The organism is Petrotoga mobilis SJ95, assembly GCF_000018605.1.
GTDB classification, from domain to species: Bacteria; Thermotogota; Thermotogae; order Petrotogales; family Petrotogaceae; genus Petrotoga; species Petrotoga mobilis.
This window is the reverse complement of the sequence record NC_010003.1, coordinates 1,852,285-1,878,202: the sequence shown is the minus strand read 5'-3', so window position 1 is coordinate 1,878,202 and position 25,918 is coordinate 1,852,285. Positions and strand designations below refer to the sequence as shown.

Annotated in this window: 18 protein-coding genes, 2 tRNA genes and 1 pseudogene; 6 read left to right on the top strand and 15 right to left on the bottom strand. The window is 33.9% G+C overall.

Annotation, left to right across the window (positions count from 1 at the left end):
* Positions 1-32: 32 nt before the first annotated feature.
* On the bottom strand, positions 33-1,313 hold the full coding sequence (locus tag PMOB_RS08815) for an alpha-amylase family glycosyl hydrolase (protein ID WP_012209503.1): 1,281 nt from the start codon (positions 1,311-1,313) through the stop codon (positions 33-35).
* Positions 1,314-1,577: 264 nt separating this feature from the next.
* On the opposite strand from PMOB_RS08815, the gene PMOB_RS08810 reads away from it, so the two are divergent.
* From PMOB_RS08810 to PMOB_RS08800, 3 genes are read left to right on the top strand one after another with little or no spacing between them, the layout of a single operon-like run.
* A complete protein-coding gene (locus PMOB_RS08810; protein ID WP_012209502.1) occupies positions 1,578-1,952 on the top strand; it encodes a DUF2089 domain-containing protein in 375 nt (124 codons plus the stop codon).
* 16 nt (positions 1,953-1,968) lie between these two features.
* Positions 1,969-3,078: a DUF4097 family beta strand repeat-containing protein gene (locus tag PMOB_RS08805; RefSeq protein ID WP_012209501.1), complete on the top strand. Its 1,110-nt coding sequence runs from the start codon at positions 1,969-1,971 to the stop codon at positions 3,076-3,078.
* Positions 3,079-3,080: 2 nt separating this feature from the next.
* Complete coding sequence (locus tag PMOB_RS08800) at positions 3,081-4,022, top strand: hypothetical protein (RefSeq protein WP_012209500.1); 942 nt, start codon at positions 3,081-3,083, stop codon at positions 4,020-4,022.
* Here PMOB_RS08800 and PMOB_RS08795 read toward each other — a convergent pair whose 3' ends face one another.
* Positions 4,023-4,748: a WecB/TagA/CpsF family glycosyltransferase gene (locus PMOB_RS08795; protein WP_369974001.1), complete on the bottom strand. Its 726-nt coding sequence runs from the start codon at positions 4,746-4,748 to the stop codon at positions 4,023-4,025.
* A 205-nt stretch (positions 4,749-4,953) separates the two neighbouring features.
* Here PMOB_RS08795 and tig point away from each other — a divergent pair, with 205 nt between their 5' ends.
* From tig to PMOB_RS08780, 3 genes are all read left to right on the top strand, one after another.
* A complete protein-coding gene (gene tig / locus PMOB_RS08790; RefSeq protein WP_041534145.1) occupies positions 4,954-6,282 on the top strand; it encodes a trigger factor in 1,329 nt (442 codons plus the stop codon).
* Positions 6,283-6,333: 51 nt separating this feature from the next.
* Positions 6,334-6,410, top strand: a tRNA-Asp gene (locus PMOB_RS08785).
* 4 nt (positions 6,411-6,414) lie between these two features.
* Positions 6,415-6,491: transfer RNA gene (locus PMOB_RS08780), tRNA-Cys, on the top strand.
* Positions 6,492-6,504: 13 nt separating this feature from the next.
* Here the strand turns inward: PMOB_RS08780 and proB are convergent.
* The 13 genes and pseudogenes from proB to PMOB_RS08710 form a co-directional block, all read right to left on the bottom strand.
* Positions 6,505-7,608: pseudogene (gene proB / locus PMOB_RS11195) on the bottom strand (glutamate 5-kinase); the annotation flags it as partial.
* A gap of 7 nt (positions 7,609-7,615) precedes the next feature.
* A complete protein-coding gene (locus PMOB_RS08770; RefSeq protein WP_012209496.1) occupies positions 7,616-8,611 on the bottom strand; it encodes an isocitrate/isopropylmalate dehydrogenase family protein in 996 nt (331 codons plus the stop codon).
* A gap of 11 nt (positions 8,612-8,622) precedes the next feature.
* Positions 8,623-9,126, bottom strand: coding sequence for a 3-isopropylmalate dehydratase small subunit (locus PMOB_RS08765; RefSeq protein ID WP_012209495.1), 504 nt, complete (start codon positions 9,124-9,126; stop codon positions 8,623-8,625).
* 30 nt (positions 9,127-9,156) lie between these two features.
* On the bottom strand, positions 9,157-10,416 hold the full coding sequence (locus PMOB_RS08760) for a 3-isopropylmalate dehydratase large subunit (RefSeq protein WP_012209494.1): 1,260 nt from the start codon (positions 10,414-10,416) through the stop codon (positions 9,157-9,159).
* Positions 10,391-11,536 carry a homocitrate synthase gene (gene nifV, locus PMOB_RS08755; protein WP_012209493.1) on the bottom strand — a complete coding sequence of 382 codons (1,146 nt, stop codon included), beginning with the start codon at positions 11,534-11,536 and terminating at the stop codon, positions 10,391-10,393. The genes PMOB_RS08760 and nifV overlap by 26 nt, the downstream gene beginning before the upstream one ends.
* A gap of 155 nt (positions 11,537-11,691) precedes the next feature.
* On the bottom strand, positions 11,692-12,729 hold the full coding sequence (gene argC / locus PMOB_RS08750) for an N-acetyl-gamma-glutamyl-phosphate reductase (RefSeq protein ID WP_012209492.1): 1,038 nt from the start codon (positions 12,727-12,729) through the stop codon (positions 11,692-11,694).
* On the bottom strand, positions 12,726-14,051 hold the full coding sequence (gene argH, locus PMOB_RS08745) for an argininosuccinate lyase (protein WP_012209491.1): 1,326 nt from the start codon (positions 14,049-14,051) through the stop codon (positions 12,726-12,728). Before argH ends, argC begins: the two co-directional genes overlap by 4 nt.
* Positions 14,048-18,538: a carbamoyl-phosphate synthase (glutamine-hydrolyzing) large subunit gene (gene carB, locus PMOB_RS08740; protein ID WP_012209490.1), complete on the bottom strand. Its 4,491-nt coding sequence runs from the start codon at positions 18,536-18,538 to the stop codon at positions 14,048-14,050. The genes argH and carB overlap by 4 nt, the downstream gene beginning before the upstream one ends.
* Before the next feature lie 25 nt (positions 18,539-18,563).
* Entirely contained in the window at positions 18,564-19,607 is a 1,044-nt protein-coding gene (gene carA / locus PMOB_RS08735) for a glutamine-hydrolyzing carbamoyl-phosphate synthase small subunit (protein WP_012209489.1), read from the bottom strand.
* 1 nt (position 19,608) lies between these two features.
* Complete coding sequence (locus PMOB_RS08730) at positions 19,609-20,793, bottom strand: acetylornithine transaminase (RefSeq protein WP_012209488.1); 1,185 nt, start codon at positions 20,791-20,793, stop codon at positions 19,609-19,611.
* Positions 20,780-21,679: an acetylglutamate kinase gene (gene argB, locus PMOB_RS08725; protein WP_012209487.1), complete on the bottom strand. Its 900-nt coding sequence runs from the start codon at positions 21,677-21,679 to the stop codon at positions 20,780-20,782. Before argB ends, PMOB_RS08730 begins: the two co-directional genes overlap by 14 nt.
* Positions 21,676-22,872, bottom strand: coding sequence for a bifunctional glutamate N-acetyltransferase/amino-acid acetyltransferase ArgJ (gene argJ / locus PMOB_RS08720; protein WP_407946570.1), 1,197 nt, complete (start codon positions 22,870-22,872; stop codon positions 21,676-21,678). The genes argB and argJ overlap by 4 nt, the downstream gene beginning before the upstream one ends.
* Before the next feature lie 328 nt (positions 22,873-23,200).
* A complete protein-coding gene (locus PMOB_RS08710) occupies positions 23,201-25,858 on the bottom strand; it encodes a CBS domain-containing protein (protein WP_012209485.1) in 2,658 nt (885 codons plus the stop codon).
* Positions 25,859-25,918 lie beyond the last annotated feature (60 nt).

The following is a 25,918-nucleotide window of genomic DNA, read 5'->3' as shown; positions in this document are numbered from 1 at the left end:
CAATCAAAGGTTTATTTGAATTATTAGCTGTTTTACCTGACTTTTATAATCATAGGTAACTTGCTGATCACAAAGTAGTTTTGTATTGAAACAGTTTCATTCGTTATAAGGTCTGTTCCATATAAATTAAAATCTACTGGTATTTTTCCGTGTCTATCTTCCAAATTCAAAATGGTAATGTATTCCTCCTCTTCTCCATTCCATTTTATCATTACTATACCCTCAGATAACTCGCAAAGAGAGAATTGATTACAAGTAGATTTAATCTCTTTAGTCAATTTAATGATTTTTTTGAAAAAACTTAAAAATTCATAATCACCTTTGTCCCATTTGATTGAATCTTTCTCAAAAAGGTTAGGCAGTTTTTCCATCATTAATTCTTGGCCTGCATATATTAAAGATGCCCCTGGCAAAAGATTATATAAAACAGTCCAATTTTTAATCTTATTTTTTCCCTCTAAAACGGATGCTATTCTAGGATTATCATGATTTTCTAAAAAACGCAACTTAAGAGAATTTTTTGGGAATATAGTTTCCTGCAAAAAAACATGTTCAAAAAAATGCTTCAAATCTTTCTCTCCAGAAAAATAGCTCCTTAGATAATAGAAGCCATCGTAATCGTATGTAAGGTCAAAAGCTTGATATACCTCAGAGTCCGAGTGAACATCGTACCCTTTAGTTCTGAGATCATGAATAAATTTCGGGTCAAGTGTTTCAGCCAACCAGATAATTTCCTTTTTTTGATTCAACAGTTCTCTAGATTTTTTCCAAAACTCTAAAGGCACTAGCGAAGCGACATCACATCTAAAAGCATCTACACCAAGATCAATCCAACCATCTAAAACATTTATTAGATAATCCCATAAATCTAAATTATCATAATCCAAATCGTAAACGTCGTTCCAATCTTCTACCTTTCTAGTTAATTTTCCGTTTTGATCTTTCATAAACCATTCAGGATGTGTTTCAGCTAGCTTCGAATCAATAGCGGTGTGATTGAAAACAATATCGATCATTATTTTTAATCCGTTATCATGTGCTTTGTCTATTAATCTTTTAAAATCCCTCTTATTACCAATTTCTTTCGATATTTCTTCGTAATCTTTTATTGAATAGGGACTCCCATGTGTACCTTTTCTACCAACTTTTCCGATGGGATAAAAAGGCATAAACCAAAGTATATCTGCTCCCAAAGCCTTAATACGTTCAATATCGTTATATATATCGTTGAAGGTTCCAGCATTTCCATAATTTCTAACAAAAACTTCATAAATTATAGAACTTTTTAACCAACTTGGTGAATCTATTGCCACGATTGGACCTCCTCGAAGTGAAATTTTTCTTTGCATCCCGATTATTCTAATAAGTATTATATCATCGATTATATCAAATACCTATCCCTTTTTTTAAAATTTATATTAGAAACCATTAAGTTTAATTTTTTTATTTAGAAAATAAAAATTTTTTTATTAAAAGTTGACAATTTTAAAGTTTTATGTTATAATTTTTTCAAAATAACGAGAAAGACTATCAAAATATCATAAAAAACATAAAAAATAATAATAGGAGGTCCTAATATGCCTAAATACCGCTTATCCAAATGCCCTGTTTGTGGAGGGAAGTTAAATATCGTAAAATATCGATGTGAAGAATGTGGAACTGAAATAACTGGTAACTTTGAATTAGAGGAATTTGCTCAATTAACAAACCAACAATTAAATTTTTTGAAGATTTTTATCAAGGTTAGAGGAAATTTATCGGAATTACAAAAAGAGCTTGGAATCTCTTATCCTACGGCAAAAGCAAGATTAGAAGAAGTCGCCACAGCGATGGGATACGAGTCTGAAAACATTGAAAGTAGAGAAAAAACACTTGAAATTCTTGAAAAAATTGAAAAAGGAGAAATTACCCCTGAAGAAGCAAAAGAATTATTAAAAAAGTACAAAAAATAAAAAGGAGTGATTTTTAATGCAAAAGATTGATTTGAATGTTGTAAAAGTGATAAAAATAAAGGCACGAAACTTTCATGGAAGAATAAAAATTTGCCACGGTGAAACAACATATCTCGAATACGCAGATCAAGACATCAACGTAGAAACTAGCTGGGGATCAGATCGTACAAGTGTATCAATCGATATAGATTATGAAAAAGGTGATTTCTTATCAAAGTTCTTTTCTTTCTCTAGAATGTTCCATGAAGTACCTATTAATTTGTACATAGGAGATCAAGTTAACAATATATCGTTAGACTTATCTTCAGCTGATATAGAAACAGACTTGGATTCTACCAACTTATACAATTTAACGATCAAAACTCGATCAGGAGATGTGGATATTAGAGGATCTAATCAAACTAAAACTTTGAAATCTTTAAGGGTGGATACCGGGTCTGGGGATGTAAGTATCGACTTAAGTAACAGTGAGATGGATGAATTAATTTTAAAAGGAGCTTCGGGAGATTTTGAAATTCACAACCTAAACATATCATATGGTGATTTTAGCATGGCTAGTGGCGATGTTCTAATTCAAAACTCTAAAATTGAAAATCTTAAGTTAAGTATGGCTTCCGGTGATGTCTCAATAAAAAATTCAATCGTGAAAGTAGCAAATTTTAAATCAGCGAGCGGTGATATCTCCGTAGATTCCCTAGATAAAGATTTTTACTGTACCGTAAACACTGCTTCCGGTGACATAGATCTAATAGTTCAAGGAAAAGAGAAAATTTATTTAGAAGCTCCAATACACAGATTTTCATCATCTATAAGATCAAACGTCGATTTAGTTCAAAATAATGATTCTTCTACTATGCCAAAGAAAAGAGTTTTAAAAATTAATGTGCTGACAGGAGATATTAGTATTAGAGGAGTAGAAATTCAGGGGAAAAGCATAGATTGGCAGGAAGAAGAAAAAGGTGAAGATGTTTCGCAAGACGATGAATTCTTAACTATTGAAGAAAAAAAGATTTTGTCCTTATTAAAAGAGAGAAAAATATCACGTTCATTTGCAATAGAACTTTTAAAAGAGTTGGGTTACTCTGAAGAACTTGCAGATAAATTTTTAAAGGACAGGGGGGAGTAATAATGCTAGGAAGAATAATATTAGTCGCATTAGGTATTTTAATTGTTTTATCAGTTATTCTCAACGAATTCTTAGTTAGTTTTAACTTGTTAGAATTCTTTTTTACATTGATTTTTCTTGGATACGGATTAAATTTTTTCAAAAAGAGAAATTTAGGAACTTTAGGAAGTCTAATATTTGGAATAATACTGTTGCTAGACACATTTGATTTGTTCCCCACTTCATTAAATTTTTGGGAACTGGTTTTATTGATGATCGCATCTTATATTATTGCTGCTGGATTTAAAGGGCTGTTCCATATTAGAAAGCCCCACTTAAAGATTAACAAATCGATCATATCTGAAAATCTTCCTCCTAAATTTATAGGTGACACACTTGATTTATCAACAGATGTAGACTGGAGCTCTGTAACTATTGACTCTTCTAAGATAGAGACACCTGTAAAAGTAAAAGCTGTAATTGATAATGATATATATTCTTTTAAACAAGAATATGACTCTTCTAAAGTCCATATTTTGAACAAGTTGAAAGTATCCAACGTAAAAGTACCTGAACGGGCAAAGATAACTGTATATTTAAATGAGAATATTAATTATAATTATCGTGCGAAGCTGAACGTTAGTGTAGCTTTTTTTGATTTAAGACAAATTAAAACAAGAGAAGTAAGAATCAAATCTACCGCATCTAAAATCACCTTGATACCTTCTCAGAAGGATAACACCACAGTTGATGTAGACTCTGAAGTTTCAGCGATAAACATAAAATTGCCTGGGGATGTCGCTTTAGTATTGAACCATGTTGGAGATTTGAACTTCAAAAATTTTGAACGAATGTACCAAAGAGAAGATGGAACTTATATTTCTGATAATTTCTCAGAGGCATCTTACACTTGTTATCTGAATATTTCCTCAGAGATTTCACGTCTAAATGTTGAATTTATATAATTAATCTTTATTTCTATACAAATTCATATAAAATTTAAATAAATCGGGTAATTTTTTGAATCGGTGGGGCTCTTCAAACATTCTATACAACCATTCTAATCCAAGTTTTTGAAAGAAAAGAGGAGCCCTTTTTGTTATTCCAGCAAATACGTCAAAGCTACCACCAACCCCCATCATAAGCTTAGCTTGTAACGTTTCATAGTTTCGAAAAATAAAGGATTCCTGTTTTGGAATTCCCATCCCTACAAAAAGAAGATCCGCTTTACTATCGTTAATTTTTCGAACTACCTCTCCTTCAGCATTTGCATCAAAATATCCATGGTGATAACCAACTATATTTACCTTGAATTCTTTCTCAATTACTTGAGATGCTTGTTTAACCACATCCTCTTGTGATCCCAGTAAAAATATTCTATAATTACTTATTTGAGACAATTCTAACAAATACTTCATTGTATCTATACCGGGACACCTTTCCGTCTCAATTCCTTTCTTTTTGAGTAATTTGACAATCCCCACTCCATCGGGAATAGAAAAAGATGCTTTACTAATGGCTTTAGAATAATCGTTACCTTTTAAATATTCCATATACATCAACGCATTTAAAGTAACTATCCAAAGCTTCTCTTTTCCTATTTGTTCTTCGATAAAAGAATAAATATCATTTTGACTGCCATAAATCATTGGAATATCTTTCAAAAGGAACTGTCCAATCAATACTTTCACCTCTAAATACTATTTCGAGTCGAAATATTGTATCACAAATAAATTAGAATTTCCAAAAAAATATTATACAAATAAAAAGTTGAGTTATGAAAAATGTTTACACTATAAAAACAAAAATTGACGTTTAATTAACCAAATTCCCTCTCTTTCATTGTATAATACTTTGAACTTTGATGAAAACTTCTCAAAATTAGGAGGAAGAATCATGGAAAAAACTTTACTTAGTCAAGACAAAAATGTTAAGAAATACCTTATCAAATTTTCTAAAGATGAAATTGAAAAAATAGAAGATCAAATCGTTCGAGAAATTAACCAGCATTACACCTTTGAAGGATTTAGAAAGGGTAAAGTCCCCAAACAGGTTATTAAGTTGCGTTTAGGTCCCGATTTCAATAATATGTTGTTAGAAGAAGCCGAACATGAGCTAGATCACAAAATCAGAGAAGAAGAAAATTTACTCTTCCCAATTATTGTTGAATCAAAAGCTCAAGATGAGGAACACATAGAATTTGAAGTTTTACTTCACACCTATCCTGAAATTACAAAAACAGAATTTGAAAATATAACGGTTAAAATCCCTGAATCTAAAGAAGTGGTTGAAGACTTTGTTCAAAGAAGATTGAATGATTTACTGGAGAGCAACGCAATATTAGATCCAAAAGAAGAACCAATACAATATGGAGATTATGTAAGAATTAATTATGATTTAGTAGACGAAAACGGTGAAATAATCAAGTCCAATGAAGAAGAAGAAATAGTAGTAAGAGAAAATGACGAAAGAGAGCTGGTTAAAAACCTTCTCGGGAAAAAATCCGGGAACGAATTTGAATTAGAAAAAGAAGACCAGGGCAAAAAATTGGTTCAAAAAGTGCGAATCGCACAAGCTTATACAAGAAGACTTCCAGAATTGAACGATAATTTCGCCAAAGAGTTGAATATTGAAGTAGAAACATTGAACGACCTGAAAGAGATGCTGAAAAAAGAAGGAGAAGAAGCTGTTAAAAATTGGCAGGATGAATTTGTGATTAACTATATCTTATCTGAGTTACCCAATTATGTTGATATTGATATATCTGAAGAAAGCATAAATTATTATATTGACTCGACAATAAACGACCTAAAAAGCAAGGATAAATACGAAGAAAACTTAAAAAAATTTGAAAATGATGAAAATAAATTGAGAGAAGAAATCAAAAAGAGTGCTTTAAATTGGATTAAAGAGATGGTTGTCATCGAAAAAATATCTTTAGAAAACAACATAAAAGTAGGAAATGAGGAGTTATCTCAAGAAATTAAGAACTTCTCAACTATGTATGGTTTACCTTTCTCTCGCGCTCAGGAAATAATAAGCTCAAATCCCGAACTATCAAATGAAATCCTGTGGAACAAATTAAGAGAAAAAGTTGCCCAATTCATCAAAGAGAAAGTACAAATAGTTGAAATATCAAAAGAAGAGTTTGAAGGTGAAAATGTAACCCCAAACGAAGAACAAAAAGAAGAAGTCATCACTGATGATGAAGCAAGCGAAGAATAGAATAGACTAGACAAAATAAGAATTATATGATAAAATACACTTGAAGTTGAAGGGGACGTGGTGAAGTTGGTTATCATGCCGGTCTGTCACACCGGTGGCCGCGGGTTCGAGTCCCGTCGTCCCCGCCAATTTGGCAACGTAGCCAAGGGGTCAAAGGCGGCGGTCTGCAAAACCGTTATTCGAGGGTTCAAATCCCTCCGTTGCCTCCATTATAACTAAATTATCCCTGTGTATTACTTCTTCAGGACCAACGTTGTCTTTGAACGTAAGAATTTCATTGGTTTTCTTACCAATTATTTCTTTCAATTCCTTTGATGAATAGTTTACCAAACCCCTTCCGATATTTTCTCCTTTTTTATTGGAGACTATCACCAGATCTCCGATGGAAAAATTTCCTGTTAAACTTACAATTCCTACCGCTAACAAACTTTTTCCTTTTAAAAGTGCCTCGCGAGCTCCATTATCCACAATCAATTCTCCTTTTGGCTTTAAGCTGAACTGAATCCACCTTTTCCTTTTGCTCATCTTTTTATCTTTAGGTAAAAAGGTTGTACCAATGTTGAACTTCGTATTTTCAATATTATCAACAGCTTTTGTGATGATACCCTCTTCGTAAGATGGGAGAATTGTTAAAGGTATTCCTGAAGCATTGGAAATCTTTGCTGCTTTTAATTTTGAACTCATTCCTCCAGTACCAAGTTTGCCACTCTTTCCGTTGGCAAGATTTTCAAGCTCGGGGGTAACTTCTTCAACAATATTAATCAGCGATTTCGGGTTCCCTAAATTTTTTAATAATCCTGGAATATCCGAGAGAATGATCAATAAGTCTGCTTCCAACAAGCTTGCAACTTGAGCAGACAAAACATCATTATCGCCTAATTTAATTTCATCTGTCGTTACTGTATCGTTTTCATTTACAATAGGTACTACATCATTTTCTAAAAGTGCATTCATCGTATTGTATGCATTTAAATAACGCTGACGATTAGAAAAATCGTCAGCCGTTAAAAGTATTTGAGCCACTTTAATATTTTTAACTGCAAAAAGATCACGATATTTAGAGATCAACACACCTTGACCAACTGCTGCACAAGCCTGCTTTTCAGAAACAGAATAAGGTTTATAACGGTAACCTAACTCACTTTTGCCAGCGGCAATAGCTCCTGATGAAACAATAATTATATCTTTTTTTCTTTTAAACTTTAATTCAGTCACTTGCTCGACGATTTTATTCATCTTACCAACATTTATTCCATTCTCATCGGCTATTGAACTACTACCAACCTTTATAACTATCTTATAAATTCTATCTTTCAAAAAAATCACCAACCATTCAATTCAAAAATGAAATAATTTTATTTTTTATAGACTCTATGTTACCTTTTCCACCTAAATCCGGGGTTAAACTATCTATATCTTTAACTGTTGAGGAAATAGCGTTTTCGAGTTTTTTTGCTAACTCGTTCAGCTTTAAATAATCTAACAACATAATGGATGAGCTTAATAAGGCGATCGGGTTTGCTATACCTTTATTAGCTATATCCGGAGCACTCCCATGGACTGCCTCAAAGATAGCAGTATCCTCACCAATATTAGCAGCTGGAGCAAGACCCAATCCTCCTATTAAACCTGCAGCTAAATCGGAAAGGATATCTCCGTACAAATTTGGGGCTACAACTACATCAAATTTTTCAGGATTCAACACCAACTGCATTGACATATTGTCAATGATCTTTTCTTCGTACTCTATTTCAGGATATTCATTTGCTACTTTTCTAATAGCTTCCAAAAATAAGCCATCTGTAATCTTTAGAATGTTAGCCTTATGAACAGCTGTGACTTTCTTTCTTTTATTTTCCTTTGCATAATTAAATGCAAAATATGCGATCTTTTCACTTGCGCTTTTTGTTATAACTCTGACGGCACAAGCTGTATCGTCAATCTTATACTCAATCCCTTTATACAAACATTCGGTATTTTCTCTCACTACAACCAAATCGACATTATTGTACTTAGTATTGAGACCCTCTAAACTTTTAACAGGCCTTAAATTTGCATATAAATTGAACCGTTCTCTTAGTGTAACGTTCACACTTCTAAATCCTTTGCCTATCGGCGTAGTTATAGGACCTTTCAAGGCTACTTTATTTTTCCTAATCGAATCGATCACATAATCAGGCAGTGGAGTTCCATATTTTTCAATTACCTTCTCTCCAGCTTCCACTAAATCCCAACTAATAGGAGCTTTCAAATGTTCAAAAATCTCTACCACTACAGAGGTTATTTCTGGACCTATTCCATCACCCGGAATCAAAGTAACTGTATACATAAAATCACCTACTATTCCATTAATTCTAAAGTACCATATTTTTTGTAATAATTAACCAAACCCCCACTTTGTAAAATCTTTAGCATCACTTTGGGGAGAGATTTAATCTTCAAAATTTCATCTTTGGTAAGATTCTTAACTACACCTTTTTCTAGATCAACAGTCAATAAATCACCTTCTTCTATATTATCAGTTGGAACTTCAACTAAAGGTAAGCCAATATTTATGGAATTTCTATAAAATATTCTGGCGAAAGATGTTGCTATAACAGCACTTATACCAGCATGTTTTATCACTAAAGGAGCTTGTTCCCTAGAAGAACCACAACCAAAATTTTCTCCTGCAACAATGAAATCACCTTTTTTGATTTCATTATAAAAATTTGGCCTTAGATCCTCCATCAAATGAACAGATAATTCATCCATATCGATGGTATTGAATTTGTATTTTCCAGAAATAATGTAGTCGGTGTTCACATCATCACCAAATTTATGAGAATAACCTTTTAATTCCATTATTTATCCTCCCGTTCTAAAAATTAACTTTCACAAATATTTTCGGGGATCCGCTATTTTTCCCTCAATACAAGAAGCTGCCACTGTGGCAGGTGATCCCAAATAGATGAAAGCTTTGTTGTTTCCCATTCTTCCTTTGAAGTTTCTATTTGCTGTAGAAATTACATTCTCGCCATCTGAAGGTACTCCATTATGTGTACCCACACAAGGCCCACAGCCTGGGGCAACTACCGTAGCTCCAGCTTGAATTAAAGTTTGAATTATTCCCTCATTCATAGCTTTTAATAAAGTATCTTTAGATGCAGGAGCCACAATAAGTCTAACACCCTTATGGATTTTTCTGCCTTTTAAGATATTCGCAGCTATTCTTAGATCTTCAATTCTTCCGTTAGTGCACGTACCTAACAAACCTTGATGTATAGGAATACCTTCAACTTCACTAATTGGACTAACATTATCAACGGCATGGGGTTTGGCAACTTGAGGTTCCAAATCGCTGACATCAAATTTGTATATCTTTTCATAATTTGCACCTTCGTCTGATTCGTAACTTTTAAATGGTTTATCAGTTCTTTCTTTTATCCAATTTTCAGCTTTTTCATCAAGTTTCATCAAACCGACTTTGGCTCCCATTTCCACTGACATATTAGAAATGGTAAATCTTGCCTCAACCGATAAATTATCAATAACTGGGCCCTCAAACTCTACAGCCTTGTAAGTTGCTCCATTGGCGGTCATATTCTTTATAACATACAACGCAACGTCCTTAGAATAAATACCTTTTGAAAGAGAACCTTCTAAAACAATTTTTATACTTTGTGGTACCTTAAACCATAACTTACCACTCGCCATAGCAATAGCCAAATCTGTTGAACCGACACCCGTTGAGAAACAATTAAGGGCCCCATAAGTACACGTGTGAGAATCAGCCCCTATTACGATCTGTCCAGGTAGGGCATGCCCTTTTTCGGGCATTAGTTGATGACATATGCCCTCACCGATATCGTAAAACTTGGTACCGTAATTGCTACTAAAATCTCTCATCAATTTATGTAACGCAGAAACCTTTTCACTTGGACTGGGAGCGTTGTGGTCTATTACAAAGGCTACTTTTTCAGGGTAGGCAACCTTTTTAGCTCCAACATTTTCAAACGTCTTAATAGCTAATGGAGTGGTTCCATCTTGCCCCATCATGAAATCAACATCAACTATGACTATTTCCCCCGCTTCAACATCTCTTCCCAAATGATCACTGAATATCTTTTCAGATATTGTTTTGTAAGTTGACATCCTTTATCTTTTCCTCCCTCATTTCGTTGTAAAGATAGATTAACTCTTTATCGAATAAGCTTCTTTTGAGTTGAACAGATAGGGATCTTACCCTTTTTAAAATCTCTTCTCCTTCTTCAGGAGTTAAATCTATTTCGTATTCTTTGAATTTTGCAATAATTGCGTTCCTCCCGGAATGTTTTCCAATAAGTATTTGTCTTTGTAATCCTACTTCTTCAGGAGTGAAGGATTCATATGTTTTGGAGTCCTTTAATACACCGTCTGTATGAATGCCAGACTCGTGAGCAAAAACATTATGGCCTACGATTGTTTTTGATAAAGGAAGAACTCTTCCTGACGCCTTAGCAACGTATTCACAAACTTCTTTTAGTAAGTGAGTTTTTATTCCCAAATCATTTTTGTAAATGTATTTAAGAGCCATCACCACTTCCTCTAAAGCTGCATTACCTGCTCTTTCTCCTAACCCATTTACCGTAACACCTGCGTACTTAGCACCCGCTCTTATTCCTGCCAATGTATTAGCTGTAGCTAAGCCAAAATCGTTGTGAGTATGCATTTCAACATTTATACCAACTTCGTCTATTATTCTTCTGATATGTTCGTAGATGGAAAATGGTTCCATCATGCCAACGGTGTCACAGTATCTTAACCTATCCGCTCCTGCCTCTTTAGCCTCTTTGGCAAACTTTATAAGAAAATCCATATCAGTTCTAGAGGCATCTTCAGCGTTTACAGACACGTACAAATTGTGTTTTTTGGCAAATTTTGTGGCATCTACCATGCTTTTTAATACCCAATCCCTATCTTTCTTTAATTTATGTTTGATGTGAATATCTGAAGTGGAAATAGAAATGGCAACAGCATCAACCCCACAATCAATAGATTCTTCAACATCCTTTATAACTGCTCTATTCCAGCCCATAATTGATACACCTAAGTCTAATTTACTTATCTTTTTTATGGCTTCCTTTTCATCTCCACCCATCGTGGGAATCCCGGCTTCGATCTGATAAACCCCTAACTCTGCTAACATCTTCGCTATTTGGACCTTTTCTTCATTGGCAAATACTACCCCGGCAGTTTGCTCGCCATCTCTTAAAGTTGTATCAACTATATACACGTTACTCACGTTCTTTTGTACGTTCTTCTTTCCATTAGATTTAGAAGAATCGTACCCTCCCTCCTTTCAATTTTTGTTTCTATTGTAACTCTAGACTTACATCAAGGTCCTTAAATTTTTCTTAATTATACATTAATTTCAAAAAAATATCAAGTTCATGGAAAGATTCTTATAATATCAAGGCCTTTATTTTCAGGCAGTCCAAACATTAAATTCATATTTTGTACCGCCTGGCCACTGGCTCCTTTCATTAAATTATCAATCACAGACATGATTATCAAAGTATTTGTATGTTCGTCCATTTCAAAGCCTATTTGACAGAAATTAGAGCCAGCAACACTTTTAGTAGATGGATACTTTCGAGGTTTAAGAATTTTTATAAAATAATCGTTTTTATAAAATTCTTGGTAAAGATCGTAGACTTCTTTTAGGGTTATATCTGATTTCAAATTACAATAAATCGTACTTAAAATTCCTCTTGTCATAGGAACAAGATGTGGGGTGAAAACAATTTTTACCTCTTCTTGCATTATCTTTGATAACTCCTGCTCTATTTCTGGAATATGTCTATGTTTAGCCACGTTATACGGTTTAGTATTTTCATTACATTCTGAATATAGGTTACTAAATTTAGGTTCATGACCTGCACCCGATACCCCAGATTTACTGTCAATAATTATGTTTTTATCTGTCACAACTCTATTTTTTAAAACAGGGGCAAGTGCCAAAATCACACTAGTTGGATAACAACCTGGATTGCCCACAATTTGTGCATTTTTAATCTTTTCCCTATTTAACTCAGTTAATCCGTAAACTTTGTTAAATTTATCGTATTCTATGTCATCATTTGAACCATACCAATTTTTGAAAACATTAAAGTCATCGAAACGAAACGCTGAACCTAGATCTATCAATCTCTTACCTGCATCCACTACCATCTTACCGATTTCGAAAGTTAGTTCGTGAGGTAAAGTTGAAAATATAATATCGCAAGTAGCAACCGCTTTTTTGAAATCATCACCCTCTAATATCAGATCACAATATCCGTCGAGACCTGGATAAACTTCCGAAATTAATTGGGATTCAAAGTGTTTTGATGACAGATAAGTTATTTTAGCATTTGGGTGTTTAGAAAGAATTCTGATTAATTCAATACCTGTGTATCCTGTTGCACCAAGTATACCTACATTCATACATCTTCCTCCCATCTGGCTGCCCCAATTGTTTTACGGCTTTTTAGAATATTTTTTATGTTTAAAACTTCATATACATCCTCATCTATCGACTGACAAAAATTTTTAAATTCTGAAATATTCAACTCTTCTATTGGAACTTTTTTTGTTATAGCGTACGCAACTAATTTTCCAACTATATCGTGAGCGTTTCTAAAAGGGATCCCTTTTTTGACCAAATAATCTGCCAAATCCGTTGCATTGAGATAACCAAATTTTACTGCCTGTTTCATTTTTTCTTCGTTCACACTCATCGTTTTCAACATACCTATAAATACCTTTAAACAAACTTTTAATGTATCAACTGTATCAAACAGTGGTTCTTTATCTTCTTGCATATCTTTGTTATACGCAAGGGGTAAACCTTTCATAGTTGTTAAAAGGCTAAGCAAATTTCCATATACCCTACCCGTTTTACCCCTGATTAATTCAGCAGAGTCTGGATTTTTCTTTTGTGGCATTATACTACTTCCAGTCGAATATTCATCGCTCAGTTCAACAAAATTGAACTCTTGGCTAGACCAAAGTACTATCTCCTCAGAAAATCTACTCAAATGCATCATTATCAAAGAAGCTATTGATAAAAATTCAACGATGAAATCCCTATCGCTTACTCCGTCAATACTGTTTAGTGAAACCTCATTAAAGCCCAACAACGAAGCTACATATGTTCTATCTATATCGTACGATGTCCCAGCTAATGCTCCTGAACCTAAAACCGAAACATTCACTCTTTTCAAAGAATCTTTCAACCGATCTATATCCCTTTTAAACATCTCTACGTATGCCAACAAATGATGAGAAAATGTGATAGGTTGAGCTCTTTGCATATGTGTGTAACCGGGCATAATTTTGTTTTTGTATTTTTTTGAAAGTTCCACTAAAACGACATTCAATTGTTCTAATAAATCTATAATTTTGAATATTTCATTTCGTAAGTACATCCTTTCATCTGTTGCTATTTGATCGTTCCTACTTCTTGCTGTATGAATCTTTTTGCCCACATCCCCTATCTTTTCAACCAACATTTGCTCTACCAATGTGTGCACATCTTCTACCTTTGGAATCTCTTCAAATTTTTCTTCTTTTATTTCTCTTAACGCCCTTTCAATTTGTTCAAACTCTTCTTCAGAAATAATTTTTGCCTTTTTCAACCCTTCCGCATGGGCTAATGACGCTTCTATATCGTAGGGCAATAATCTGATATCAACATTTATTGACGAATTAAATATTTCCATGTCTTCTGCAATTTTTTCTTTAAACCGACCTCCCCATAATTTCATTGTTCTCCTCCTACAGTCGTTTTGTCGTATTTTTGATTTTCAACAAAATGCTTCATCTGATAAGCTCTCATCTTCAAAGGTAGTCCAAACAAGTTTATAAAACCTTCTGCATCCTTTTGGTCGTAAATTTTATCTTCTCCAAATGTAGCTAACTCTTCGTTGTATAAGGAATATGGTGAACTTAATCCTGCAGTTATAATATTTCCCTTGTAAAGTTTCAATTTCACAACACCGGTAACCACCTTCTGTGTTTCATCTACAAAAGCATCTAAACTCTCCTTCAACTGAGAGAACCACAATCCATTATAAACAAGATCCGCATACTTTTGTGCCACTAAATCTTTGAATCTTGACGTTTCTTTGTCAAGTACCAAGCTTTCCAGTTCTTTGTGTGCAGTATATAGTAATGTTCCACCTGGAGTTTCATACACACCTCTTGATTTCATTCCAACTAATCGATTTTCTACGATATCTGCAATCCCCACACCATTTATTGATGCAATTTCATTGGCTTTCTTTATCAACTCTACGGGAGAAAGGTCTTCTTCGTTTATCTTCACTGGAATCCCTTTTTCAAATTCTATGGTTACATATTCAGCAACATCGGGTGCTTTTTCGGGTGGAGTAACCATATCGAATAACTCAGCTTTAGGTTCATTCCAAGGATCCTCTAAATCTCCGCCTTCATGGCTTATATGCCATATATTTTTATCTACACTGTATATTTTTTCTTTGGTTATAGATATTGGAATTCCCTTCTTTTGGGCATAGGCAATTTCTTCCTCCCTAGACTTAATTTCCCATATTCTCCAAGGAGCAATAATTTTTATAGAAGGATCTAATGCCTTAATAGATACTTCAAATCTTACTTGATCGTTACCTTTACCCGTACAACCATGAGCAATAACATTTGCACCTTCTTTTTGGGCAATCTCAACTAGTTTTTTTGCCATTAGAGGTCTTGCAAAGGATGTTCCCAACAAGTATTTACCCTCGTAGATTGCTCCAGCTTTTAAGGTGGGAAAAATATAATCGGTTACAAATTCTTCCACAACATCTTCTACGTAAACCTTACTTGCACCACTTGAAAGAGCTTTTTTCTCGATAACATGTGTTTCTTCTCCTTGACCTACATCAATACATACTGCAATAATTTCACAATTATACTTTTCTTTTAACCATGGTATGATTACAGATGTATCTAACCCTCCTGAATATGCCAATACTACCTTTTCCCCGGTTTTCATAAATAAATCACCTCTTTTTGATATTTGAAAATTTTTTTGTAGATTATGATAATAACCTACGTATTCGTTCAAGGACTGTACATTATTTTTTCCGATTTTGCAATTCTTTGTTGCTTCAATTGATTTTTGAGCTGTTTCCAATGCTGTAAATAGAGGAATGCCGTTTTCTAAAGACGTTCTTCTTAATTTGAATCCAAAGTTGGATACGTTTTTACCTTTTGTAGGTAAATTAATAACCATTGAAAAATAACCTTTCTTTACTAACTCTAATGATTTTTGGTGATCTATCTCTTTTATTGTAATATCCATCAATTTGAAGGCTTCTGCTGTCCCAGTAGTTCCCCACAATTCGTATCCACAGCTTTGAAGATATTTAACAAAACTTTTACTTCCACTCACTTCTTTTTCTGGAAATGATAATAGTACATTACCCGTAGAAGGAACATCCAAATGAGCACTTTTAAAAGCCTTATACATCGCATTATGATAGTCGAAATCGATGCCAAGAGTTTCCCCTGTAGATTTCATCTCTGCACCTAAGGCAACTTCAACACCTGGCAATTTTTCTAATGAAAATATTGGCGCTTTAACCACCGTATATGGGATTTTTAGATAAAAAGGTTCATAATACCCAAGTTCTTTCAAGTTATTACCTAACGCAATTTCAACTGCCAGTTTTATCATTGGAATTCCTGTTACTTTACTGATTATCGGAACCGTTCTTGAAGCCCTAGGATTCACTTCAATAACGTAAACTTTTCCCTCTTTCACGATAAATTGAATGTTTATTAAACCCTTAACTTTCACCGCTTTGGATATTTTTTCAACGTATCTCACAATTTCTTTCTCTTCTAATTCTGACAAGGTTTTGGCAGGAAATACGGCAAAACTGTCACCTGAATGAATTCCCGCTTTTTCAATATGTTCCATTATTCCAGGAATTAATACATTTTCTCCATCAGAGACGGCATCAACTTCAACTTCTACTCCTTCTATGTATTCATCTATTAGAACTGGTCTATTGGGTGATAAGTCTAAAGCATGTGATAAGTACTCGAATAATTCATCTTCGGAATTAACCTTTTCAATAGATTGTCCTCCAATCACATAAGAGGGTCTAACTAAAAGAGGAAACCCTAAACGCTTAGCAATTTCTCTAGCTTCATCAAATGAAGTAACGTACCCACCACGAGGCTGATTGATCTCCAACTCTTTTAGCAACAGTGAAAATCTTTTTCTATCTTCACACAAATCAATATGCTCATATGATGTTCCCAAGATTTTGATTCCATGTCTTTCAAGTTCTTCACCTAGATTTAAAGCTGTTTGCCCTCCAAACATGACCATTGTCCCCATTGGATCTTCTTTTTCTATGATATTCAAAACATCTTCTTGAGTAAGGGGTTCGAAGTACAATCTATCACCTGTATCAAAATCTGTACTGACGGTTTCAGGATTGTTGTTTATGATGATTGATTTGATACATTTTTCTTTTAATGCCCATAGAGCTTTAACTGTACAATAATCAAACTCCACCCCTTGTCCGATCCTTATCGGTCCTCCACCTATAACTATGACTTTTTTTATGTCCTTGTGAACCTCTATTTCGTCCTCTTCACCATAAGTTGAGTAGAGATATTGTGTTACTGAATCAAACTCCGCTGCACATGTGTCAACCATTTTGTATGACGGAGTAATAGCATAGGTTTTTCTCAATTCTCTAACTTGATCTTCTTGTAACCCGTTTAATTCAGATATTTCTTGGTCTGAAAAGCCAAGACCCTTTGCTTCAAGTAATAGGTCGTAATTCAATTGGGAGAATCTAATAGTATTTTCAAAATCGACGATGTTTTTTATTTTTTCTAAAAACCATTCGTCTATGAAGGTTAATCTATGAATATCAAAAACCTTATAACCTCTTCTAAGTGCTTCGGCAATATGAAACAATCTTTTTTCGTTCGGAATTTGTAAATGTTCTACTAATTCTTCATCGCTCTCTTTTTGAACCTCTTTAATTCTCAAGCCTTTAATTTTCATATCAAGAGAGCGTACCGCCTTTAATAAAGAACTTTCAAAGGTACGTCCAATAGCCATCGTTTCACCAGTGGATTTCATTTGTGTACCTATCTTTTTATCAGCTTGATAAAACTTATCAAAAGGCCAGCGGGGGATCTTTGTGACAACATAATCTAAAGATGGTTCAAAAAAAGCTGTTGTTTTTCCAGTAACGGGATTTTTTATCTCATCCAAAGAAAATCCTATTGCGATTTTTGTAGCAATTTTTGCTATAGGATACCCCGTTGCTTTGGACGCTAAGGCACTGGATCTACTCAAACGAGGATTCACTTCAATAACTCGATATTCTTCGTTATAAGGATTGAGGGCAAATTGAATATTGCAAGCACCTTCTATCTTTAAAGCTTTTATTATCTTAATGGATGAGTCCCTTAACATTTGATGTTCTTGATCTGTCAACGTTTGAGAAGGTGCAACAACTATACTATCTCCGGTGTGAATTCCTACAGGATCAAAATTTTCCATATTACATACGGTGATGCAATTATCAAAAGAATCCCTAACCAATTCGTATTCGATCTCTTTCCAACCCAATAAGGATCTTTCTATTAAGACCTCTTTCATCATGCTCTTTTTCAACCCATTCTCTACAAATTCTATTAACTCCTCTTCGTTGTAAGCAAATCCACCACCTGTTCCTCCTAAAGTGTATGCTGGGCGTATTATCAAAGGATACCCAACTTTGTTAGCAAAATTTATGGCTTCGGATACTGTCGACACCGTGAGGCTTTCAGCGATAGGTTCTTCAATTTCTTGCATTTTTCTTTTAAATAATTCTCTACTTTCTGCTATTTTTATGGATTCAACCGATGTTCCCAATTCTTGAATATCGTATTTATCGATAATTCCACTATCCTTTAATTGGATAATTAGATTTAAGGCTGTTTGTCCTCCAAGTGTTCCTAAAATCCCATCCGGTTTTTCTTTTTCTATAATGGAAATTAAAGTATCCATTTCAAGGTTTTCCATATAAACTACATCTGCTATTTCTGTATCAGTCATAATAGTTGCAGGATTGTTGTTTACCAATATTACTTTACATCCTTCTTCTTTTAAAGATTTACAAGCTTGGGTTCCTGAATAATCGAATTCTGCTGCTTGACCTATTATTATTGGTCCAGAACCTATAACTAAAACATTTTTTATTTCACGTTTTTTTGGCATTGTTGACCTCCCCGGAAGTATGCTCTTAGTTTCTATTGATTAAATCTTTGATTTTTCTAAAAATAAAAGTTGTATCGTGAACCCCAGGACCACCTTCTGGATGAAATTGGACAGTAAAAATGGGATACTTTTTGTGCATGATTCCCTCGATACTTTGATCATTCAAATTGATGTAGGTAATTATTACATCTTTGTTTTTCACTGACTCTTTTTCAACCATATAACCGTGGTTTTGAGAAGTGATATAACATTTATTGTTCAACAAATTCATCACAGGATGGTTGGTACCTCGGTGACCAAATTTCATTTTTACAGTGTTAAAACCTAACGCCAAAGAGATTATTTGATGACCCAAACAAATCCCAAAAAGTGGTTTCTCACCTATAAACTCTTTAGCTAAAAGTATGGCTTCTTTTGCCTTTTTTGGATCACCGGGACCGTTGGAGAATAATACTAAATCTGGTTGAACCTTATCTACATCATTTTTAGTACTGTTATATGGAAAAACATAAATATCGTATCCTTCAGATTTGAGCTGGTTCACTATATTTTTCTTAACTCCTAAATCTATCAGGGCTACTTTTGGACCGTTCCCTTGAATTCTATAAATTTCCTTTGTTGAAACACTATCAAGTAAATTCTCATCAGAAGTTGGAACTTCAAAATCCTTCTCGGTGGTTATCACACCATTCATACTACCTTCTATTCTTAACTTTTTCGTAAGGGCCCTCGTATCTACTTTACTTAAAATAGGTACTTCATGTTGGTCTAAATAATCTAAAAGTGAATACTGAGATGTGTGATGAGAGGGAAATTGACAGTAATCTTTAACTATCAAACCTTTGATGGGGGGTCTTTTTGACTGTAAATTCTCTAAATTTACACCATAATTTCCTATCAATGGATAGGTCATTACCAGTATTTCTCCTGCATAAGATGGATCCGTTATTGATTCCTCGTATCCAGTCATAGACGTGTTAAAGACAACTTCGCCTTGTCCAAAATCTTTTTTACTGATAATTTCTCCTTCAAAAATGGTAGAATCATTTAACTTTATAAATCCTTTCATCTTAATACCCCATTTCTAAAAAAACTTCTTCGAGAATATTCATACCCTTGGCTATCTCTTCTTTTGTGATTATAAGAGGAGGGACGAATCTTAAAACATTGTGATTTAAAAGATTTATCAAAAGTCCTTTTTCCATAGCTTTTTTTACTATATCACTGCCATCTTCTATGTCTAACTTGACTCCGATCATCAAACCTTTTCCCTTAACTTTGTCAATTATTGAATGTTTTTCCTTCATTGCTAATAATTGATTTTTGAAAAATTCACCATTTTCTTTCACCATATTCAGAAAAGATTCTTGTGCAACGTTTTTCATCACAGCCATGCCAACTGCACAGGCTAACGGGTTCCCACCAAATGTTGATCCATGATCCCCTGGTGTAAATACGTCAGCTTTTTCATTCACAACAAGCACACCGATAGGGAAACCACCACCTAAGGCTTTTGCAAGGGTCATCACATCGGGTACCACTCCAGAATGTTCATAGGCAAAAAGTTTTCCAGTTCTTCCTATCCCTGTTTGGACTTCGTCAAAAATCAAAAGAAGGTCGTTCTCATCACAAAGTTTTCTAACTTGTTGAAGATATTCATTTTTTGCTTCGTTTATTCCCCCTTCACCTTGGATAACCTCCAACATTACAGCACATGTATTTTTATCAACAGCCGACTTTAGTGAATTTATATCGTTGTACTCTACGCTTTCAAATCCTTCCAATAGAGGTTCGAAATTCTTGTGATATTTTGGCTGGGCTGTTGCCGTCAATGCACCGTAGGTTCTTCCATGAAATGAGTTCTTTGCGGTGATGATTTTGTACCTTCGCCCATTGTATTTAGTGTTTCCATATTTTCTTGCTAACTTAATCGCAGCTTCGTTCGCTTCTGTTCCACTGTTGCAAAAAAAGGCACTTTTCCCAAAAGATTTTTCACAAATCATCTTGGCTAACTGTACTTGATTACCATTCCAATAGAGGTTAGAAACATGAACTAATTTGTCAACTTGAGATTTCACTGCTTCTACAATTACGGGGTGAGAATGGCCCAAAACATTGACAGCGATCCCAGCAACAAAATCTAAGTATTCTTTACCGTTTTCATCCCACACCTTTGTACCTTTCCCTTGTACCAAAGTTATTGGAAATCTTGAGTAAGTATTCATTACATACTTTTTATCTTCAGAGATTATCATTATCGTATACCTCCTTCGCTATCATTGTTCCCACACCTTTGTCTGTGTAGATTTCTAAAAGTAAGGCATGGGGAATTCTTCCATCTATTATATGTGCCCTTTTTACTCCATCTTCTAAGGCTTGGATACAACATTTTAACTTAGGAATCATACCGCCAGTGATAAATTGAGAATTCAATAAGTCTTTTGCTTCTCGATATGACAGTCTTGAAATCACACTTTCTTCATCTTCTTTGTTTTTTAAAACGCCTTCCACATCAGTCAATAAAACAAATTTATCCGCGTTCAAAGAGGAAGCAATTTTACCTGCCGCTATGTCGGCATTAACGTTATAAGTTTTCCAATCTCTTCCAATTGCACAAGGTGCGATGACAGGGATATAATCTTTTTCAATTAAATTCAAAATTACTTCCCTATTTACATTCACTACCTTACCAACGTAACCCAAATCCCCTTGGGACAAATCTTTTTCTGCCAACAATAAATTTGCATCTTTCCCACTTAATCCAACAGCCTTTCCCCCAGTTTTATTTATCAACGATGTAATCTCTTTATTTATCTTACCAACCAACACCATCTCTACTATTTCCATAACTTTTTCATCGGTTACCCTTAATCCATTTACAAATTTTGTTTCTATATTTAAACTCGCAAGCATTTTATTGATATCTGGTCCCCCACCATGAACGATAACAGGATTTAGCCCAACATATTTCATAAGTACGATATCTTCTGCGACCATCGATTTAATTTGTGGATCTTTCATAGCGTTACCACCAAACTTAATAACAGCTATACTTCCCGCAAATTTTTTTATGTAGGGTAATGCTTCAACCAAAACTTCCGCTTTAGATATCTCATCAGAGAACTTTTCAACTTTTATCATGTTCTGTACCCTCCATTTATTTCTACATATTTGTAACTAAGATCACATCCCCAAGAAATAGCACTCTCTTCACCATCTTTTAAATCTACAATAATTTTTAATTCTTTCTTACCTAGAATTTCTTTTGCTTTAACTTCGTTAAAATCTATAAAATGACCATCTTGACAAAGTTGAATCTTTCCCACACAACTTTGAAACCAGACATCTACCTTATCAGGATCAAAGTTTCCACCTGAATAACCAGCGGCTGCCAGCACTCTTCCCCAATTAGCATCCTCTCCATGAATTGCTGTTTTGACTAAATTAGACTTGGCTATAGACCTTGAGATCAATTTAGCATCTTCTTTCGTCTTAGCATTTTTTACTTGTACCTCGAAAAATTTAGTAGCTCCTTCCCCATCCATAACGATTTTTTTAGCTAAATTTTCAACTACTTCATAAAGAGCTTTTTGAAATAAATTGTATTCAGAAGAATCTTCTGTAATTTCTTCGTTTTTTGCTTGCTTATTTGCCAGAATAAGCACCGTATCGTTGGTACTTGTGTCACCATCAACCGTTATTAAATTAAAAGAATTATCTACAGAGTGCTTTAAGGCCTTATTCAAAGCAGATTTAGAAATGTTTGCATCTGTCATGATGAAAGACAACATTGTAGCCATATTGGGATGAATCATACCTGAACCTTTGGCAACCCCGGTTAATGTTATCTTTTTACCCCCAATCACAACTTGTGTAGAATTAATTTTTGGGAAGGTATCTGTAGTCATTATCGCCTGTGCGAAACTTAAAAGATCATCATTTGTTAAATCAATATTTTTTTCAAATGATTCTATGCCGTTTAAAATTTTTTCAATTGGCAATGGAACACCTATAACACCTGTTGAACTTACAAATACATCTTCTGACTTTAAATTTAAGATCTGAGCGGTTTTTTCTGCCATGCTTATCGCATCTGAATATCCTTTTACACCAGTGCAAGCGTTTGCGTTACCACTATTCACAATAACAGCTTGTATTTCGTTATCCTTAATGTTCTCCATACTCAAAATAACTGGAGCCGCTTTAACTTTGTTCGTTGTGAAAACAGCTGATGCATTTGCCTTTTTTTCTGAGTATATCAATCCTAAATCTTTTTTGGACTTCTTGATTCCACAATGAATTCCCCAGACTTTAAAACCCAAAGGTAAAACAATATCTTCTTGCATAATTTCTGTACTTTCCATAAACTAACCTCCCTCTATTTTTTGACTCACCGACTTTAGAAATTCTAAAAAAAAACGGCCACATCTTAAAAGATGTAGCCGCATGGATTAAAACTAAATTAGGAGAGTAACCATCTCCAACCTCATAAGCACCCATTACCGGTGCTTATGATCCACCGGCTACATGGGCGCCTCCTATCGTTATTTAAATTCATTTGATTATATGAAGTGAAATTTTTTTCACAATTAGTCATAAATTTAAAAATCTCCTTCCGTTAAATTTTAGGGATTATAACATAAAAAAACTGAGTTGTCAAATTTATATCAAATTTTTTTCTTCGCCAGGTTGTATTTCGCCATTCAAGAGTTTTTTCTTTATTTCTTCCAATTTTGTTTTAATTTGAACACCTTCATAGCCTTTCTTTAATAAATCTTTCCCCGTAATGGAGAGTTTTAGTTTCTCAATTTTTCTTAAATATTCATAGTATTTTGCTAATAATTCTTCTGGAAGTTTTACAGCTAAAAAAATTAATTGTTCATTTTGAAAACCGTTGGTTTTTTCATAGAAATAAGACAATTTTGATGTTTTTTCTTTGTCATTTAAATCTATAGAAATTTCATTAAATACATTTTTTACTTGGATTAAATTCTTAATAAAATCTTTCGGTAGTCCATATCTTTCAGTAATTTTCTTTAGAGATTCTTCTGGAGTGTATTGCAGTAGAACGCATAATACTATGTGGAATAGTCTGACTTTATTCAAATAATTTGGTAAGTTTGCCTTAAAGTATTCCCTAACATCAAAAAGTTTTTCTAAATCTTTTTCTAGTGTAGGAGAGTAGTAAGTTTTTTCGAACAAGTGAAGAATAATTTTCAGTTTACCCATTCTTTTTATTGCTTTCATAGGTTGGGGCTCTTCTAGTATTTTTTCTAATTCCTCTCTTATCCTCATTCCAGTGACTTTTTCTAAATATCCATTTTCTACAGCTTCTTCTAATTTTGTTAAGGTGTTAGGCTCAATTTCAAAACCAAATCTTTGTTCAAACCTTATAGCTCTCAATATTCTAGTAGGATCTTCGATAAAAGAAAGTGGGTAAAGTATTCTTATCTTGCCTTCTTCAAGATCTTTTTTACAATTAAAAAAATCCATCAGTATTCCAAAGGAACCCGAATTAATTTTTATTGCCATGGCGTTTATAGAGAAATCCCTTCTATATAAATCTTTTTTAATAGTTGATAATTCAACCTTGGGAAGTTCTCCTGCTTCTTCGTAATATTCTGTTCGGGCAGTTGCAATATCAATCCTTATTATCTTATTTTCCCCATTTCTATAAAAAATTGAGCAGGTGTGAAATTTGGGGTGTTCAACATATTTTGCCCTTAATTGTTTAGCAACATATTTACCAAATAACAAACCATCCCCTTCCACTACTACATCTATATCGTAGGGTATTGACTTTGTACCGTTTGATTTAGAGTTAATTGCTAGCAAAAGATCCCTGACAAATCCTCCTACTACATATACGTTTAACCCCAACTCATTCCCATACAGGCCAATAAGTTTTAGAAGATTAAGAATAGATATCGGTAGAATTTTTTCCATTTCTTCTTTTAGATTTTGCGATTTATACTTTTCTTCTAATATTGGGCTAAGTGAAAAATTAAAAACTCCGTTAGTAGCCCTTAAAAGATCAGTTCTAGTTATTATGCCAACAAGTATTCCATCTTTTAAAACGGGAATCCTTCCAATGTCTGCTTCTGCCATGATCCTTCTTACTTGAGTCAACGAAGTTTCTACATCAACAACCTTTAAGTTAGTGCTCATTATAGCTTTAACAGGGGCATTTTTTAAACCATGTTTCATTGCTTTTTCTATGTCTTTTTTAGTTACAATACCCACTAATTTATTGTCAGATATTACAGGAAGGCCTGAATGCCCTGTTTGAAACATCAATTCATGAGCTATTTCCACTGTTTCAAATGATAATATGGTTCTGACGGGAGATGACATAATATGCTTTGCTTTTAAAACTGGGACAAAAGAAGATTTTAACTCTTTTTTAATCTTGTTAATGACCTCTTGTATCCCAAGAGCTTTTGTTTTGGCTGAACCAGCTTTTTTATGACCTCCACCGCCAAATAAAGATAGAATTTTATTTAAATCTATTTCTTCAATCCTTGATCTTGCAACTATATGAATGCTTTTACCCATTTTTACAACAACAAACAAAACATCTGGAGTTAGAGTCTCAAACAATTTGTGGGTTATAACGTTTAACCCACCTATAAATTTGTCGATCTCAGAATAAGTAATCTGTATTGTTACTTCCTCCAAGGTAAGCTCTTGTACATTGTTATAGAGTTTGTCAAAAAGTTCTTTTTGCTCTTTTGTCATTTCTAACGAAACAAACTCTTCTACCTCTTCTATCCTAGCACCGCCTTTTAATAGCTCTGCAGAAATTTGATGATCTAGAGGCGTCGTTGTAGAATAAACATAGTTTCCAGTATCTTCATGGATTGCTATTAAAAAAAGAGTTTCATAGGTATCAGGAAGAACTATTTTGGTTTCTAATAATTTTTGAACAATTAACGTTGTGGCGCTTCCTACTTCTTTAGAATAATTATTACCAGTGATATTTTGCTCCTTTAACTCCGGATGATGATCATATATATCAACTTCTGTTCCCTGTTCAACGAGCGATTTTATAAAATCAGGGATTCTATTGATATCAGCAGTATCCACAATCACAACTTTTTCGAAATTGCGGTTTTTTATTTCTTCTTGATACTCTTTTATAAAATTATTCTCTTTTTCGTATGGAATATCGTATATATTCAAAAATTCCTTAAGATTTTGCTGAGGCTCTCCTTCGAGCACAATAATAGAGTCTTCATATATTAATGATGCAGCCACACATCCGGCAAACCCATCAAAATCGGCATTTTTATGCGTAGTTATAATAATTTTAGGAACCAAGATAAATTCTCCCTCGGATTAAATACATTATTTAAAAATGTGTTGAATGTCTCTATTTTA